At 69.3% G+C, this 15,406-nt stretch carries 15 protein-coding genes; 14 read left to right on the top strand and 1 reads right to left on the bottom strand.

The features are described 5' to 3' along the window. Positions 1-28 precede the first annotated feature (28 nt). Together ACZ7LY_RS07810 and ACZ7LY_RS07805 are read left to right on the top strand one after the other, a co-directional pair. A complete protein-coding gene (locus ACZ7LY_RS07810) occupies positions 29-535 on the top strand; it encodes a hypothetical protein (RefSeq protein ID WP_471623624.1) in 507 nt (168 codons plus the stop codon). A gap of 80 nt (positions 536-615) precedes the next feature. Beyond that, positions 616-942, top strand: coding sequence for a putative quinol monooxygenase (locus tag ACZ7LY_RS07805; RefSeq protein ID WP_471623623.1), 327 nt, complete (start codon positions 616-618; stop codon positions 940-942). Between the two features lie 114 nt (positions 943-1,056). On the opposite strand, the gene ACZ7LY_RS07800 is transcribed toward ACZ7LY_RS07805, so the two are convergent. Then, positions 1,057-1,887: a C40 family peptidase gene (locus ACZ7LY_RS07800; RefSeq protein WP_471623622.1), complete on the bottom strand. Its 831-nt coding sequence runs from the start codon at positions 1,885-1,887 to the stop codon at positions 1,057-1,059. Positions 1,888-2,605: 718 nt separating this feature from the next. On the opposite strand from ACZ7LY_RS07800, the gene ACZ7LY_RS07795 reads away from it, so the two are divergent. The 12 genes from ACZ7LY_RS07795 to nuoL are packed head-to-tail and all read left to right on the top strand — an operon-like array spanning position 2,606 to position 15,405. Continuing rightward, positions 2,606-2,965, top strand: a complete 360-nt coding sequence (locus ACZ7LY_RS07795; protein WP_030494815.1) for an NADH-quinone oxidoreductase subunit A — start codon at positions 2,606-2,608, stop codon at positions 2,963-2,965. Positions 2,966-3,000: 35 nt separating this feature from the next. Continuing rightward, positions 3,001-3,555, top strand: coding sequence for a NuoB/complex I 20 kDa subunit family protein (locus ACZ7LY_RS07790; RefSeq protein ID WP_006133126.1), 555 nt, complete (start codon positions 3,001-3,003; stop codon positions 3,553-3,555). Next, entirely contained in the window at positions 3,552-4,289 is a 738-nt protein-coding gene (locus tag ACZ7LY_RS07785; RefSeq protein WP_471623621.1) for an NADH-quinone oxidoreductase subunit C, read from the top strand. Before ACZ7LY_RS07790 ends, ACZ7LY_RS07785 begins: the two co-directional genes overlap by 4 nt. Next, positions 4,286-5,629, top strand: coding sequence for an NADH-quinone oxidoreductase subunit D (locus ACZ7LY_RS07780; protein ID WP_471623620.1), 1,344 nt, complete (start codon positions 4,286-4,288; stop codon positions 5,627-5,629). Before ACZ7LY_RS07785 ends, ACZ7LY_RS07780 begins: the two co-directional genes overlap by 4 nt. Before the next feature lie 44 nt (positions 5,630-5,673). Further along, complete coding sequence (nuoE, locus tag ACZ7LY_RS07775) at positions 5,674-6,492, top strand: NADH-quinone oxidoreductase subunit NuoE (protein ID WP_471623848.1); 819 nt, start codon at positions 5,674-5,676, stop codon at positions 6,490-6,492. Further along, positions 6,492-7,859 carry an NADH-quinone oxidoreductase subunit NuoF gene (nuoF, locus tag ACZ7LY_RS07770; protein ID WP_471623619.1) on the top strand — a complete coding sequence of 456 codons (1,368 nt, stop codon included), beginning with the start codon at positions 6,492-6,494 and terminating at the stop codon, positions 7,857-7,859. The genes nuoE and nuoF overlap by 1 nt, the downstream gene beginning before the upstream one ends. Continuing rightward, positions 7,856-10,357: an NADH-quinone oxidoreductase subunit G gene (locus ACZ7LY_RS07765; RefSeq protein WP_471623618.1), complete on the top strand. Its 2,502-nt coding sequence runs from the start codon at positions 7,856-7,858 to the stop codon at positions 10,355-10,357. Before nuoF ends, ACZ7LY_RS07765 begins: the two co-directional genes overlap by 4 nt. Further along, entirely contained in the window at positions 10,354-11,739 is a 1,386-nt protein-coding gene (nuoH, locus tag ACZ7LY_RS07760; protein WP_471623617.1) for an NADH-quinone oxidoreductase subunit NuoH, read from the top strand. The genes ACZ7LY_RS07765 and nuoH overlap by 4 nt, the downstream gene beginning before the upstream one ends. Beyond that, the gene (gene nuoI, locus ACZ7LY_RS07755; RefSeq protein ID WP_471623616.1) at positions 11,732-12,340 is read left to right on the top strand and encodes an NADH-quinone oxidoreductase subunit NuoI; all 609 of its coding nucleotides are present in this window, start codon (positions 11,732-11,734) and stop codon (positions 12,338-12,340) included. Before nuoH ends, nuoI begins: the two co-directional genes overlap by 8 nt. Further along, entirely contained in the window at positions 12,337-13,143 is an 807-nt protein-coding gene (locus ACZ7LY_RS07750; RefSeq protein ID WP_471623615.1) for an NADH-quinone oxidoreductase subunit J, read from the top strand. The genes nuoI and ACZ7LY_RS07750 overlap by 4 nt, the downstream gene beginning before the upstream one ends. Further along, positions 13,140-13,439 (top strand): NADH-quinone oxidoreductase subunit NuoK, encoded by a 300-nt coding sequence (gene nuoK / locus ACZ7LY_RS07745; RefSeq protein ID WP_006133113.1) that lies wholly within the window; start codon positions 13,140-13,142, stop codon positions 13,437-13,439. Before ACZ7LY_RS07750 ends, nuoK begins: the two co-directional genes overlap by 4 nt. Positions 13,440-13,452: 13 nt before the next feature. After that, complete coding sequence (gene nuoL, locus ACZ7LY_RS07740; RefSeq protein WP_471623614.1) at positions 13,453-15,405, top strand: NADH-quinone oxidoreductase subunit L; 1,953 nt, start codon at positions 13,453-13,455, stop codon at positions 15,403-15,405. Position 15,406 lies beyond the last annotated feature (1 nt).

Below are 15,406 nucleotides of genomic sequence, written 5' to 3'. Positions count from 1 at the left end.
TGCAAACGGAGACTCCTCGGGGGGAACCGTGAAAGACAAGCAGAACGAATCCGCCAAGATCACCATGCAGGAAGCGGCTGAGCACCAGGACGCCATGCTCGACGCGACGCTGAACGCGATCAAGCCTGAACTTCACTGGACGCATGGGGCGACCACCACGGGAAACTGTGATGTGACCCGCCGCCGGGTAGTAATGACCAAGGTCTCTGAGGCTCGGCGTGGAAGTCTGCTTGGCGTGGTGCAGCGAGCATGGGAGAAGAACGGGTACGCCATCACGTCCGTGAATAAGAGCCACAAGTTCCCCGCCATCTTTGCTGAGACGAAGGACGGCTTCGGGATCTCAGTGAGCGTCGGCGGGGAGGGGCAGTTCACCTTCACGGCCGACTCTCCCTGTGTCAAGAAGTCGGATGTCGCCGAGCCCGCCACGCGACCAAACGGCCCTGATTACAAGTATCCGATTCCTCGCCCGAACGTCCGCTCCGACTTCTGGTCGTCTGAGAAGCCGATCCCCACGAACACGCCGAGCAGCTCCTGATCGGCTGGGGCCCGGAGGAACCAGGGTCGCCCCGAAGGCCTGAATTTGTCCTGGTCGGGGAGGTGGGTGAGGGTGGAGGCATGATTCTCATCGTCGTGAAGTTCACCGCCAAGCCCGAGCACACCGACTCCTGGCTGGAGAAGACCGCCGCGTTCACCGCCGCGACCCGCGCCGAGGAGGGCAACCTCTTCTTCGACTGGTCCCGCAGCGTGGAGGACCCGAACGAGTTCGTCCTCGTCGAGGGCTTCCGGGACGCGGCGGCGGGCGCCGAGCACGTCGCCACCGACCACTTCAAGGCCGGCCTGGAGGCGATGGCGCCGCTGCTCGCCCGTACCCCGCAGATCATCCACTGCGACATCCCGAACGACGGCTTCGGCCCGATGGGCGAGCTGGCCGTCGAGGACTGACCGAGCCCGGTCCACCGGCCCGCACGGCGCCCGGGCCACCGGCACGTACGGCGAAGGCCGCCGCACCCCACTCACAGGGGTGCGGCGGCCTTCGCCGTGGATGCGGGGGAGTCCTCAGAGGACGCGGACCGCGCCGCTCGCCGGGTAGCCCGACAGGTCCTGGATGACGACGCCCTTCGAGGGGTTCGCGGCGTCCAGGTACTGGCCGTTGCCGATGTAGACGCCGACGTGGTACGCCGAGCCCGCGCCGCCCCAGTACAGGAGGTCGCCCACCTGGATGTTGGAGAGGGAGACCGGGGTGCCGAAGGTCGACTGCTCCTGCGAGGTGCGCGGCAGGTCGACGCCGGCCTGGCGGAAGGCGGCCTGCGTCAGACCCGAGCAGTCCCAGGAGTTGGGACCGGTGCCGCCCATGACGTACGCGTCGCCGACCTGAGCCTTCAGGAAGGAGATGACGGAGGCGACGGAGCCGCTGGCGGGCGCCGCGACGTTCTGCGACGTGGCGCTGGGGGCCGCGGCGAGCGTCGTGCGGGCGCTGGAGCGGGACGCGGCGGCCTTCTGCGTGGCCTCACGCTCGGCCTTCGCCTTGGCGGCGGCCTCGGCCTCGGCCTTCTTCTGGGCCTCCGCCTTCTTCTCGGCGGCGGCCCGGTCCTTCTCGGCCTGCTTCGCGGCCTTGCTGAAGGCGTCGTCACGCTCCGCCTGGAGCTGGTAGTTGGCCGCGGCCTGCTGGGTGGCGTCCGCGGACTGGGCGACCTGGGAGGACAGGTCGGCGGTGAGCGTGGGCAGCTCGATCGTCTGCGTCACCGGCTCCGCCGCGTTGGCGGCGCCGGACGCACCGGCCACTGCCAGGGTGCTGAGGACGCCACCGGTCACGCCGGCACGCAGGGCCATCTTCGAGGCGCTACGACGGGGCTTCCGGTGGCTGGGTATGTGAGCGGTGTGGGACATGAGTACAACCGCTATCAGGGCTTCACGGTTCCCATCAAGAAACGTGTGGTGCGCCACAGTTGTGAAAACGAGACCTGAATCCGGCGCCCTGCGGGCCTTATTGACGCCGTAACGGGCAAACCGGGCAGCCGTGAACCCCCCTGTGATCACGGGTTTTCTGCAATACGCCCGAATTGCCCGACGCTTACCACTCGTTGAGGCCGTTGGCCAAGCCCGGTTTCTGTGACCGTGGGTAGCAGGTGACGCAGGTCACAAGCGACCTCGCAGGAGGGCTCCCGGCGTCCACTTCCGTCCACACCTCTCCCCCTCCTGTGTGAACGGCGTCCACTATCAGCCACCCGCGTCCAGCGCCAATTTGCTTGCACGGGTTGCCTCTTGATAGTGCGCGACCCTCTCCACCTGCGATGACGCGTCAAGTTGTCACCTTTGGTGATCACTCAGGTGCTTCGAGTGTGAAGATCACCGCTCATCGGACTTCATGATCGTTCGTCAGGTGGTGGAGATCACAAAGTAGTTGGCGCACCCCGTGTCGCAGATCACAGAGCACCGGGCATAGGATGCGGGGCAAGTTGGGCTTGTGACCTGCTTCACATGTGGGCGATCTTCGACCGTCCGCAGGGGGAGCGGTGTGCGTGAGCCCGTGCAACCTCCCCCACGCCCGCACGGGGCAGGGGGGACCCGCCATGCAGTCAGTGCCGACTGAGAGGAGCGAGGAGCGGTGAACGCGTATGCGCCCATCCTCGTACTGGGAGCCCTCGGGGCAGGCTTTGCGATCTTCTCCGTGGTCATGGCCACGCTTATCGGTCCAAAGCGGTACAACCGGGCCAAGCTCGAAGCGTACGAGTGCGGTATCGAGCCCACCCCGACGCCGGCCGGCGGCGGGCGGTTCCCCATCAAGTACTACCTGACGGCGATGCTCTTCATCGTCTTCGACATCGAGATCGTCTTCCTCTACCCCTGGGCCGTCACCTTCGACGCCCTCGGGTTGTTCGGGCTCGTAGAGATGCTGCTCTTCGTGCTCACCGTCTTCGTCGCGTACGCGTACGTATGGCGGCGCGGCGGCCTGGAATGGGACTGAGCCCCTCATAGGGGACGACAGGAGCCGACAGACCAATGGGACTCGAAGAAAAGCTGCCGAGCGGATTCCTTCTGACCACCGTCGAGCAGGCCGCGGGCTGGGTGCGCAAGTCGTCCGTCTTCCCGGCCACGTTCGGACTCGCGTGCTGCGCCATCGAGATGATGACGACCGGCGCGGGCCGCTACGACCTCGCTCGGTTCGGCATGGAGGTCTTCCGCGGCTCACCGCGCCAGGCGGACCTGATGATCGTGGCCGGCCGCGTCAGCCAGAAGATGGCGCCCGTCCTGCGACAGGTCTACGACCAGATGCCCAACCCGAAGTGGGTCATCTCCATGGGCGTGTGCGCCTCCTCGGGCGGGATGTTCAACAACTACGCGATCGTGCAGGGCGTCGACCACGTCGTCCCGGTCGACATCTATCTGCCCGGCTGCCCGCCACGGCCCGAGATGCTGATGGACGCCATCCTCAAGCTCCATCAGAAGATCCAGTCCTCCAAGCTCGGCGTCAACGCCGAGGAGGCGGCCCGCGAGGCGGAGGAAGCGGCGCTCAAGGCGCTCCCGACGATCGAGATGAAGGGGCTGCTGCGGTGAGCGGCGAGAGCAACGGGGTCAACCCCGAGAAGGACCTCAGCGCGTCCAACCTCCCCGGCCAGCGCGGCGACGCCGGCGAGGAGATCCGCGTCCAGCGCGGCATGTTCGGCGCGAACAACGGCGGCGACACCTCCGGCTACGGCGGCCTCGTCCGCTCCGTCCGGCTGCCCGGCGAGGCCACCCGCCCCTACGGCGGCTGGTTCGACGAGGTCGCCGACGAACTGGAGGGCGCCCTGGAGGAACAGGGCCTCGTCCCCGAGAACGCCATCGACAAGGTGGTCGTCGACCGGGACGAGCTGACCTTCCACATCGCGCGCGAACACCTGCCGCGCGTCGCCCGCACCCTGCGCGACGACCCGGCCCTGCGCTTCGAGCTGTGCACCGGCGTCAGCGGCGTGCACTACCCCGGCGACAAGGGACGCGAGCTGCACGCCGTCTACCACCTGCGCTCGCTCACCCACGGCCGGCTGCTGCGCCTGGAGGTCTCCATGCCGGACGCCGACCCGCACGTCCCGTCCCTGGTCTCCGTGTATCCCACGAACGACTGGCACGAACGCGAGACGTACGACTTCTTCGGCATCGTCTTCGACGGCCACCCCGCGCTGACGCGGATCATGATGCCGGACGACTGGCAGGGCTTCCCGCAGCGCAAGGACTACCCCCTCGGCGGCATCCCCGTCGAGTACAAGGGCGCCCAGATCCCGGCTCCGGACCAGCGGAGGTCGTACTCGTGACAACCCCTTCTTCTGCCGCATCCCCTTCCTCCGCGTCAGCGCGCGAGACCACCGAGGGGACCGTCTACACGGTCACCGGCGGCGACTGGGACGAGGTCGCCAAGTCCGCCGCCGCCTCCGACGACGAGCGCATCATCGTCAACATGGGGCCCCAGCACCCGTCCACCCACGGCGTGCTCCGGCTCATCCTGGAGATCGACGGCGAGACCGTCACCGAGGCCCGCTGCGGCATCGGCTACCTCCACACGGGCATTGAGAAGAACCTGGAGTTCCGCACCTGGACCCAGGGCACCACGTTCGTGACCCGCATGGACTACCTGACGCCGTTCTTCAACGAGACGGCCTACTGCCTCGCCGTCGAGAAGCTCCTCGGCATCGAGGACGAGATCCCCGACCGCGCCTCGATCATCCGCGTGCTCCTGATGGAGCTGAACCGGATGTCCTCGCACCTGGTCTGCATCGCCACCGGCGGCATGGAACTCGGCGCGACCACGATCATGATCTACGGCTTCCGTGATCGTGAACTCATTCTCGACCTCTACGAGCTGATCACCGGCCTGCGCATGAACCACGCGTACATCCGGCCCGGCGGACTCGCCCAGGACCTGCCGCCCGGCGCGGTGGACCAACTGCGCGAGTTCGTCAAGAAGATGAAGAAGAACCTGCCGGAGTACGACAAGCTCGCCACCGGCAACCCCATCTTCAAGGCCCGTATGCAGGACGTCGGCCACCTCGACCTGACCGGCTGCATGGCCCTCGGCGCCACCGGCCCGATCCTGCGCTCCGCCGGCCTGCCGCACGACCTGCGCAAGACCGACCCGTACTGCGGATACGAGACGTACGACTTCGACATCCCGACCGCCGACACCTGCGACTCCTACGGGCGCTTCCTGGTCCGCCTGGAGGAGATGCGCCAGTCGCTGCGCATCGTCGAGCAGTGCCTGGACCGGCTGGAGCCCGGCCCGGTCATGGTCGGCGACAAGAAGATCGCCTGGCCCGCGCAGCTCGCCCTCGGGCCCGACGGCCTCGGCAACTCGCTCGACCACATCAAGAACATCATGGGCACCTCCATGGAGGCCCTCATCCACCACTTCAAGCTGGTGACCGAGGGCTTCCGCGTCCCGCCGGGACAGGCGTACGCCGCCGTGGAGTCGCCCAAGGGAGAACTCGGCGTGCACGCCGTGTCCGACGGCGGCACCCGCCCCTTCCGGGTCCACTTCCGCGACCCGTCCTTCACCAACCTTCAGGCCATGGCGGCGATGTGCGAGGGCGGCCAGGTCGCCGACGTCATCGTCGCCGTCGCGTCCATCGACCCCGTGATGGGAGGCGTCGACCGGTGACGACCAGTTCCACAGGTTCTTCGGGTCAGGGCGTGAGCCTCGGCATGCCCGAACTGCCCGCGCCCCAGTACCCGGACGACGTCCACGCGCGTCTGACCGCGGACGCGAAGGAGATCATCTCCCGCTACCCCGACTCCCGCTCGGCGCTGCTGCCGATGCTGCACCTCGTCCAGGCGGAGGAGGGGCACGTCACCCGCACCGGCATGCGGTTCTGCGCGGAGACGCTCGGCCTGACCACCGCCGAGGTCACCGCCGTGGCGACCTTCTACACCATGTACCGGCGCGCCCCCAGCGGCGACTACCAGGTCGGCGTATGCACCAACACGCTGTGCGCGGTCATGGGCGGCGACGCCATCTTCGAGTCCCTCCAGGAACACCTCGGTGTCGGCAACAACGGCACCACCGAGGACGGCAAGATCACCCTGGAGCACATCGAGTGCAACGCGGCCTGCGACTTCGCTCCCGTGGTGATGGTCAACTGGGAGTTCTTCGACAACCAGACGCCCGAGTCCGCCCGCCGCCTCGTCGACGACCTGCGCGCGGGCGCCCAGGTCTCCCCGACGCGCGGCGCCCCGCTGTGCACGTTCAAGGAGACCGCGCGGATCCTGGCCGGCTTCCCCGACGAGCGCGAGGGAGCCGTCGAGGCGAGCGGCAGCGCGGGGCCCGCCTCACTGACCGGCCTCCGGATCGCCAAGGGCGAGAGCCCCGCGCGCGTGGTCCACCCGCGCAGCGAGACCGTCGAGGGCTCCGCGCCCCACGACCCGTCACCCGCCGAGCACCTCAGCTCGCACGACGCACCGCAGGACACGTCGGCCTCCGACCCGGCGCACCCCGCGGGTCCGACCGCCGAGGAGGGGGAGTGATGACCTTGGCAGCCGAGATCGAGAACAACGACACCAGCCCGGAGAAACTGCTCGCTCCGGTCCTGTCGGCCTTCTGGGACGAGGACAAGTCCTGGTCCCTGGACGTGTACCGCCGGCACGAGGGATACGAGGGACTGCGCAAGGCCCTCGCCATGTCGCCGGACGACCTGATCGCGTACGTGAAGGACGCGGGGCTCCGCGGGCGCGGTGGCGCCGGGTTCCCCACCGGGATGAAGTGGCAGTTCATCCCGCAGGGCGACGGCAAGCCGCACTATCTTGTTGTCAACGCCGACGAGTCGGAGCCGGGGACCTGCAAGGACATCCCGCTCCTGTTCGCCAATCCGCACAGCCTCATCGAGGGCATCGTGATCGCCTGTTACGCGATCCGTTCCGAGCACGCGTTCATCTACCTGCGCGGCGAGGTCGTCCCCGTACTGCGGCGGCTGCACGAGGCCGCGCGCGAGGCCCGTGCCGCGGGGTACCTCGGGCAGAACATCCTCGGGTCCGGCCTCGACCTGGAACTCACCGTGCACGCCGGCGCGGGCGCGTACATCTGTGGTGAGGAGACCGCACTCCTGGACTCGCTCGAAGGCCGCCGCGGTCAGCCGCGACTGCGTCCCCCCTTCCCTGCCGTCGCGGGCCTCTACGCGTGCCCCACTGTGGTGAACAACGTCGAGTCCATCGCGTCGGTTCCCGCGATCCTGAATCGGGGGAAAGACTGGTTCAAGTCGATGGGCAGCGAGAAGTCCCCGGGCTTCACGCTGTACTCGCTCAGCGGGCACGTCGCCAACCCCGGCCAGTTCGAGGCCCCCCTCGGCATCACACTGCGCCAGCTCCTCGACATGAGCGGCGGCATGCGCCCCGGCCACCGCCTCAAGTTCTGGACGCCGGGCGGCAGTTCCACCCCGATGTTCACCGACGAGCACCTCGACGTGCCCCTCGACTACGAGGGCGTCGGCGCCGCCGGATCGATGCTCGGCACCAAGGCCCTCCAGTGCTTCGACGAGACGACCTGCGTCGTACGCGCCGTCACCCGCTGGACCGAGTTCTACGCCCACGAGTCCTGCGGCAAGTGCACGCCCTGCCGCGAAGGCACGTACTGGCTCGTGCAGTTGCTGCGGGACATCGAGGCCGGCAAGGGCGCCATGGCCGACCTCGACAAGCTGGCCGACATCGCCGACAACATCAACGGCAAGTCGTTCTGCGCCCTCGGCGACGGCGCCGCATCGCCGATCTTCTCCTCGCTCAAGTACTTCCGCGAGGAGTACGAGCAGCACATCACCGGCAAGGGCTGCCCCTTCGACCCGGCCAAGTCGACGCTCTGGGCGGACCGGCCCGACCAGCACCGCACGGAGGTGAACGCATGACTGTGACCACCAGCGCTCCCTCCGGGGGCGGCGAGGCGGCGCTCCCGCCGGAGGATCTCGTCACGCTGACCATCGACGGCGCCGAGATCAGCGTCCCCAAGGGGACCCTGGTCATCCGCGCCGCCGAGATGCTCGGCATCGAGATCCCCCGCTTCTGCGACCACCCGCTCCTCGACCCGGCCGGCGCCTGCCGCCAGTGCATCGTGGAGGTGGAGGGCCAGCGCAAGCCGATGGCGTCCTGCACCATCACCTGCACCGACGGCATGGTCGTCAAGAGCCAGCTCTCCTCGCCCGTCGCCGAGAAGGCCCAGCGCGGCGTCATGGAACTGCTGCTCATCAACCACCCGCTGGACTGCCCGGTCTGCGACAAGGGCGGCGAGTGCCCCCTGCAGAACCAGGCCATGTCCCACGGCCAGGCCGAGTCACGCTTCGAGGGCAAGAAGCGTACGTACGAGAAGCCGGTGCCGATCTCCACGCAGGTGCTGCTCGACCGCGAGCGCTGCGTGCTGTGCGCGCGCTGCACCCGCTTCTCGAACCAGATCGCCGGCGACCCGATGATCGAGCTGATCGAGCGCGGCGCGCTCCAGCAGGTCGGCACGGGCGAGGGCGACCCGTTCGAGTCGTACTTCTCCGGGAACACGATCCAGATCTGCCCGGTCGGCGCGCTGACCTCGGCGGCGTACCGATTCCGCTCCCGGCCCTTCGACCTCGTCTCCTCGCCGTCGGTGTGCGAGCACTGCGCGGGCGGCTGCGCCACCCGCACCGACCACCGGCGCGGCAAGGTCATGCGCCGCCTCGCGGCCGACGACCCCGAGGTCAACGAGGAGTGGCTGTGCGACAAGGGCCGCTTCGCGTTCCGCTACGCGCAGCGCCCCGAGCGGCTCACCACACCGCTGGTACGGGACGCGCGGAGCGGTGAACTCGTGCCCGCGTCCTGGCCGGAGGCGCTGGAGGCCGCCGCGCGCGGGCTGAGCGCGGCGCGCGGCCGGGCCGGTGTCCTGACCGGCGGGCGGCTCACCGTCGAGGACGCGTACGCGTACAGCAAGTTCGCCCGCGTCGCCCTCGACACCAACGACATCGACTTCCGCGCGCGCGTGCACAGCAGCGAGGAGGCCGACTTCCTCGCCGCGCGCGTAGCGGGCCGCGGCCGTGATCTCGACGGCGGCGGAGTCACGTACACGAAGCTGGAGGCGGCGCCCGCCGTGCTCCTCGTCGGCTTCGAGTCCGAGGAGGAGGCGCCCGGCGTCTTCCTGCGGCTGCGCAAGGCGTGGCGCAAGCACGGGCAGCGGGTCTTCTCGCTGGCCACGCACGCCACCCGGGGCCTGGAGAAAGCGGGCGGCACGCTGCTGCCGGCCGCGCCCGGCACCGAGACGGAGTGGCTGGACGCGCTCGCCTCCGGCGTGGGCCTGGAGGCCGGCGGCCACGAGGCGGCGGAGGCGCTGCGCGCCGAGGGCGCGGTCCTCGTCGTCGGGGAGCGGCTGGCCGCCGTCGCCGGCGGGCTCACCGCCGCCGCCCGTGCCGCCGCCGCCACCGGCGCCCACCTGGCGTGGATCCCGCGCCGGGCCGGGGAGCGCGGCGCCATCGAGGCCGGTGCGCTGCCCTCGCTGCTGCCGGGCGGCCGTCCGGCGACCGACCCGCGCGCGCGGGACGAGGTCGCCGCCGCCTGGGGCGTGGCCGAACTCCCGCACCGCTACGGGCGCGACACCGGGCAGATCGTGGAGGCCGCCGCCGGCGGTGAACTGCGCGCCCTGCTCGTCGCGGGCGTCGAGGTCGCGGACCTGCCCGCGCCGGCACGCGCGCGTGAGGCGCTGCGCGAGGTCGGGTTCGTCGTGTCGCTGGAGCAGCGGCCCAGCGAGGTCACCGACCACGCCGACGTCGTGCTGCCGGTCGCGGTGGTCGCGGAGAAGGCGGGCACGTTCCTCAACTGGGAGGGCCGTGCCCGGATGTTCGAGGCGGCCCTCAAGCCCGACCAGATGACGCGGCGCGTCGCCCCGACCGACGGGCGTGTGCTCCAGATGCTGGCCGACGCGATGGACGTCCACCTGGCGCTGCCCGACCTGGGCGCCGCGCGCCGCGAGCTGGAGCGTCTCGGCAACTGGGACGGGCCGCACGCGGGCGAGCCGCTGGAGACCGGAGCCGTGCTGCCGCGCCCCGCGAGCGGTGAGGCGGTGCTCGCCGGGCACCGGCTGCTGCTCGACCAGGGCCGGCTCCAGGACGGCGACGACGCGCTGGCCGGGACCCGGCACGCCGCCCACGCGCGCGTGTCGTCCGCGACGGCCGCCGAGGTGGGCGTCAAGGACGGCGACGTACTGACCGTCACCGGGCCCGCGGGGTCGGTCGCGCTGCCGCTGCGGGTGACCGAGATGCCGGACCGCGTGGTGTGGCTGCCGCTCAACTCCACGGGCGGCGGCGTCGCTTCGGACACCGGGGCCGTCCCCGGCGATCTGGTGAAGATCGGCCCGGCGCTCGCCGCCGCGGCCCCGGAGGTGCACTCATGAGCCCAGCCCTCGTCCCCTTGGCGACCGAGGATCTGTCGATGTTCGGCACCGATCCCTGGTGGCTCGTCGTCGTCAAGGCGGTGTTCTGCTTCGCCTTCCTGATGGTGACCGTGCTGTTCTCCATCGTGTGGGAGCGCAAGGTCGTCGCCTGGATGCAGTTGCGCATCGGCCCCAACCGGCACGGCCCCTGGGGCATGCTCCAGTCCCTCGCCGACGGCATCAAGCTGATGCTGAAGGAGGACGTGGTCGTCAAGCGCGCCGACAAGGTCGTCTACGTCCTGGCGCCGATCGTGGCCGCGATCCCCGCGTTCATGGCCATCGCCGTGATCCCCTTCGGCCCCTCGGGCGGCGAGGTCTCGATCTTCGGCCACCGTACGGCGATGCAGCTCACCGACCTTCCGATCGCCATGCTCTACATCCTCGCGGTCGCCTCGGTCGGCATCTACGGCATCGTCCTCGCCGGCTGGTCCTCGGGCTCGACGTACCCGCTCCTCGGCGGCCTGCGCTCCTGCGCGCAGATGATCTCCTACGAGATCGCCATGGGCGCCGCGTTCGCCTCGGTCTTCCTGTACTCGGGCTCGATGTCCACCTCGGAGATCGTCGCCCAGCAGCACGACCGCTGGTACATCGTCCTGCTGCCCGTCTCGTTCCTCATCTACATCGTGACGATGGTCGGCGAGACGAACCGCGCGCCCTTCGACATGCCGGAGTCCGAGGGCGACCTCGTCGGCGGCTTCAACACCGAGTACTCCTCGATCAAGTTCGCCATGTTCATGCTGGCCGAGTACGTGAACATGGTGACGGTGTCCGCGGTGTCCGTGACGCTGTTCCTCGGCGGGTGGCGGGCGCCCTGGCCCGTCTCCACGTTCTGGGAGGGCGCGAACCACGGCTGGTGGCCGATGCTCTGGTTCGTCGTCAAGGTCCAGCTGCTGCTGTTCTTCTTCATCTGGCTGCGCGGCACGCTGCCCCGCGTCCGCTACGACCAGTTGATGAAGCTCGGCTGGAAGGTCCTCATCCCGATCTCCGTGGTGTGGCTGATGCTCGTCGCCACCGTGCGCGCCCTGCGCAACGAGAACTACGGCTTCGCGGACATCGCCCTCTACGTCGGCGGCGGCATCCTCGTCCTGCTGCTCCTCTCCTTCGTCGTGGACATCGTCCGCGACCGGGGCGCCAAGCAGGCTGAACAGGCCGATGAGCCCGTCGCGTTCGACCCGATGGCCGGCGGGTTCCCCGTGCCGCCGCTGCCCGGACAGACCCTGCCGCCCGTGCCGCGCCGGCGCCCGCGCCACGAGCGGGAGCTGATTGTCAGTGGCGGACCCGATACTGCGAGTGACGAATCACGTGGCGGATCTCGTGACGGAAAGGAGGCGTCCGATGGCTGACGAGACGAACGAGAAGGACACCGAGCCGGGGTTCCAGAACCCCGTCGCCGGATTCGGCGTGACCTTCAAGGCCATGTTCAAGAAGCGGCTGACCGAGCAGTACCCGGAGCAACCGAAGACCACCGCTCCCCGCTTCCACGGCAGGCACCAGCTCAACCGCCATCCGGACGGCCTGGAGAAGTGCGTCGGCTGCGAGCTGTGCGCGTGGGCCTGTCCGGCGGACGCCATCTACGTGGAGGGCGCGGACAACACGGAGGAGGAGCGCTACTCCCCGGGCGAGCGCTACGGCCGCGTCTACCAGATCAACTACGCCCGCTGCATCCTGTGCGGGCTGTGCATCGAGGCGTGCCCCACGCGCGCGCTGACGATGACGAACGAGTTCGAGCTGGCGGACTCCAGCCGCGCCAACCTCATCTACACCAAGGAGCAGTTGCTCGCCGGTCTGGACGAGGGCATGGTCGACAGCCCGCACGCCATCTACCCCGGGATGGACGAGCAGGACTACTACCGGGGCCTGGTGACCGAGGCGGCGCCCGGCACCGAGCGCCAGCCGGCCGTCTCCAAGGGCGAGACGCCGAACCCCGAGGGGGCGGACGCATGAACCTCGCCGCCTACACGACCTCCACCGGAGAGGCCTTCCAGTTCTGGGTCCTCGGCACGGTCGCCGTCATCGGCGCCCTGTGCACGATCCTGATGCGCAAGGCCGTGCACAGCGCGCTCTGCCTGGCCGGGACCATGATCATCCTCGCGGTGTTCTACCTGGCCAACGGGGCGTACTTCCTCGGCATCGTGCAGATCGTCGTCTACACCGGCGCGATCATGATGCTGTTCCTGTTCGTCGTCATGCTCGTCGGCGTCACCGCGGCGGACTCCCTGACGGAGACCATCAAGGGGCAGCGGTGGCTCGCCGCCCTGTGCGGCCTCGGCTTCGGCGTCCTGCTCATCGCGGGCATCGGCAACGCGTCGCTGAAGCAGTTCGCCGGCACGGGCAAGGCGAACGCCCACGGCAACGTGGAGGGCCTCGCCTCCCTCATCTTCACCAAGTACGTCTTCGCCTTCGAGATCACCGGCGCGCTGCTGATCACGGCGACGGTCGGCGCGATGGTCCTCACCCACCGCGAGCGCACCGAGCGGGCCAAGACCCAGCGCGAGCTGGCCGCCCAGCGCGTACGCGAGGGCAAGCACCTGCCGCCGCTGCCCGCCCCCGGCGTCTACGCCCGGCACAACGCGGTGGACATCGCGGGCCTGCTGCCCGACGGCACCCCGTCCGAGCTGACCGTCATGAAGACGCTGCGCGAGCGCGGCCAGATCCGGGACGTCTCCGGTGAGGCGCTCAAGGACCTCAAGGCCCTGGAGCAGCGTTCCGCCGAGCGCCTGGAGCGGACCGAGGAGGCGTCGAAGTGAACCCCGTCAACTACCTCTATCTCGCCGCCCTGTTGTTCACGATCGGCGCCACCGGAGTGCTCATCAGGCGGAACGCGATCGTCGTGTTCATGTGCGTCGAGCTGATGCTCAACGCGTGCAACCTGGCGTTCGTCGCGTTCTCCCGGCTGCACGGCAACCTCGACGGGCAGATCATCGCGTTCTTCACGATGGTCGTCGCCGCCGCGGAGGTCGTGGTCGGGCTGGCGATCATCGTGTCGCTGTTCCGTTCCCGCCACTCGGCCTCGGTCGACGACGCCAGCCTCATGAAGCTGTAAGGGGCCGACCACCATGCATGCAGAGAATCTCATCGCGCTGCTGGTAGCGGCGCCCCTGCTCGGAGCGGCCGTACTGCTGTGCGGCGGGCGGGCGCTGGACCGGATCGGGCATCTGCTCGGCACGCTGTTCGCCACCGTCTCCTTCGCGCTCGCCGTCGCGCTGTTCTCGGTCCTGCTCGGCAGGTCCCCCGAGGACCGCACGCTCGGCCGGCACCTGTTCAGCTGGATCCCCGTCGAGGGCTTCCAGGCCGACGTCGCCTTCCGTCTCGACCAGTTGTCGATGACGTTCGTGCTGCTGATCTCCGGTGTGGGCACCCTGATCCACATCTACTCGATCGGCTACATGGAGCACGACGAGCGGCGCCGCCGCTTCTTCGGCTACCTGAACCTGTTCCTCGCGGCGATGCTCCTGCTCGTCCTCGCGGACAACTACCTGCTGCTGTACGTCGGCTGGGAGGGCGTGGGCCTCGCCTCGTACCTGCTCATCGGCTTCTGGCAGCACAAGCCGAGCGCGGCGACCGCGGCGAAGAAGGCGTTCCTCGTCAACCGCGTCGGTGACATGGGGCTGTCCATCGGCATCATGCTGATGTTCACGACCTTCGGCACCTTCGCCTTCAAGCCGGTGCTCGACAGCGTCGGCGACACCAGCGAGGGCAAGCTCACGGCGATCGGCCTGATGCTGCTGCTCGCCGCGTGCGGCAAGTCCGCGCAGGTGCCGCTCCAGTCCTGGCTCGGGGACGCGATGGAGGGCCCGACCCCGGTCTCGGCCCTCATCCACGCCGCGACGATGGTCACCGCCGGCGTCTACCTGATCGTCCGCTCCGGCGCCATCTTCAACGGCGCGCCCGACGCGCAGCTCGTCGTCACCATCGTCGGCGCGGTCACGCTGCTGTTCGGTGCGATCGTCGGTTGCGCGAAGGACGACATCAAGAAGGCGCTGGCCGGTTCGACGATGTCGCAGATCGGCTACATGGTGCTCGCCGCGGGCCTCGGCCCCATCGGGTACGTGTTCGCCATCATGCACCTCGTGACGCACGGCTTCTTCAAGGCCGGGCTGTTCCTCGGCGCGGGGTCGGTCATGCACGGCATGAACGACGAGGTCGACATGCGCAAGTTCGGTGGCCTGCGGAAGTACATGCCGGTCACCTTCGTGACGTTCGGCCTCGGCTACCTCGCCATCATCGGCTTCCCTGGCCTGTCCGGCTTCTTCTCCAAGGACAAGATCATCGAGGCGGCGTTCGCCAAGGGCGGCACCGAGGGCTGGATCCTCGGCGCGGTCGCCCTGCTGGGCGCGGCCATCACCGCGTTCTACATGACCCGCGTGATGATCATGACGTTCTTCGGTGAGGAGCGCTGGAAGAACCGCGCGACCGCCTCCCCGGCCGAGCCCAGCGCGGAGCCGGCCGCCGAGACGCACGGCGCGCACGCCGAGCCGCATCCGCACGAGTCGCCGGCGTCGATGACGATCCCGATGATCGTGCTCGCGGTCGGTTCGGTCTTCGCCGGCGGGTTCTTCTCGATCGGGGACCGCTTCCTGAAGTGGCTGGAGCCCGTCACCGGCCACGACCACGGGCACGCGCCGGTCAGCGCGGGCGTGGTCACCGGCGCCACCATGGTCTGCCTGGTGATCGGCGTGGGCCTGGCCTGGGCCATGTACGGACGCCGGCCGGTGCCCGTTCTCGCCCCGCGCGGCTCGCTGCTCACCCGCGCGGCCCGCCGTGACCTGCTCCAGGACGACTTCAACCACGTCGTCCTCGTGCGCGGCGGCGAGCACCTGACGCGCTCCCTGGTCTACGTGGACCACACCCTGGTCGACGGCGTGGTGAACGGGACGGCGGCCTCGGTCGGCGGCCTGTCGGGCCGGCTGCGCAAACTCCAGAACGGCTACGCGCGCTCGTACGCCGTCTCGATGTTCGGCGGTGCGGCGATCATCGTCGCGGCGACCCTGCTGATGAGGGCGGTCTGAT

Source organism: Streptomyces sp. NPDC107550, assembly GCF_055639095.1.
The sequence above is the reverse complement of the archived record's forward strand: the minus strand, read 5'-3'. Positions and strand labels throughout refer to the sequence as shown.

Bases quoted from the DNA above. Each gene is read 5' to 3' on its own strand.
- ACZ7LY_RS07805 (WP_471623623.1), top strand. From the start codon at position 616: ATGATTCTCATCGTCGTGAAGTTCACCGCCAAGCCCGAGCACACCGAC.
- ACZ7LY_RS07800 (WP_471623622.1), bottom strand. From the start codon at position 1,887: ATGTCCCACACCGCTCACATACCCAGCCACCGGAAGCCCCGTCGTAGC.
- ACZ7LY_RS07790 (WP_006133126.1), top strand. From the start codon at position 3,001: ATGGGACTCGAAGAAAAGCTGCCGAGCGGATTCCTTCTGACCACCGTC.
- nuoE (WP_471623848.1), top strand. From the start codon at position 5,674: ATGCCCGAACTGCCCGCGCCCCAGTACCCGGACGACGTCCACGCGCGT.
- nuoF (WP_471623619.1), top strand. From the start codon at position 6,492: ATGACCTTGGCAGCCGAGATCGAGAACAACGACACCAGCCCGGAGAAA.
- ACZ7LY_RS07765 (WP_471623618.1), top strand. From the start codon at position 7,856: ATGACTGTGACCACCAGCGCTCCCTCCGGGGGCGGCGAGGCGGCGCTC.
- nuoH (WP_471623617.1), top strand. From the start codon at position 10,354: ATGAGCCCAGCCCTCGTCCCCTTGGCGACCGAGGATCTGTCGATGTTC.
- nuoI (WP_471623616.1), top strand. From the start codon at position 11,732: ATGGCTGACGAGACGAACGAGAAGGACACCGAGCCGGGGTTCCAGAAC.
- ACZ7LY_RS07750 (WP_471623615.1), top strand. From the start codon at position 12,337: ATGAACCTCGCCGCCTACACGACCTCCACCGGAGAGGCCTTCCAGTTC.
- nuoL (WP_471623614.1), top strand. From the start codon at position 13,453: ATGCATGCAGAGAATCTCATCGCGCTGCTGGTAGCGGCGCCCCTGCTC.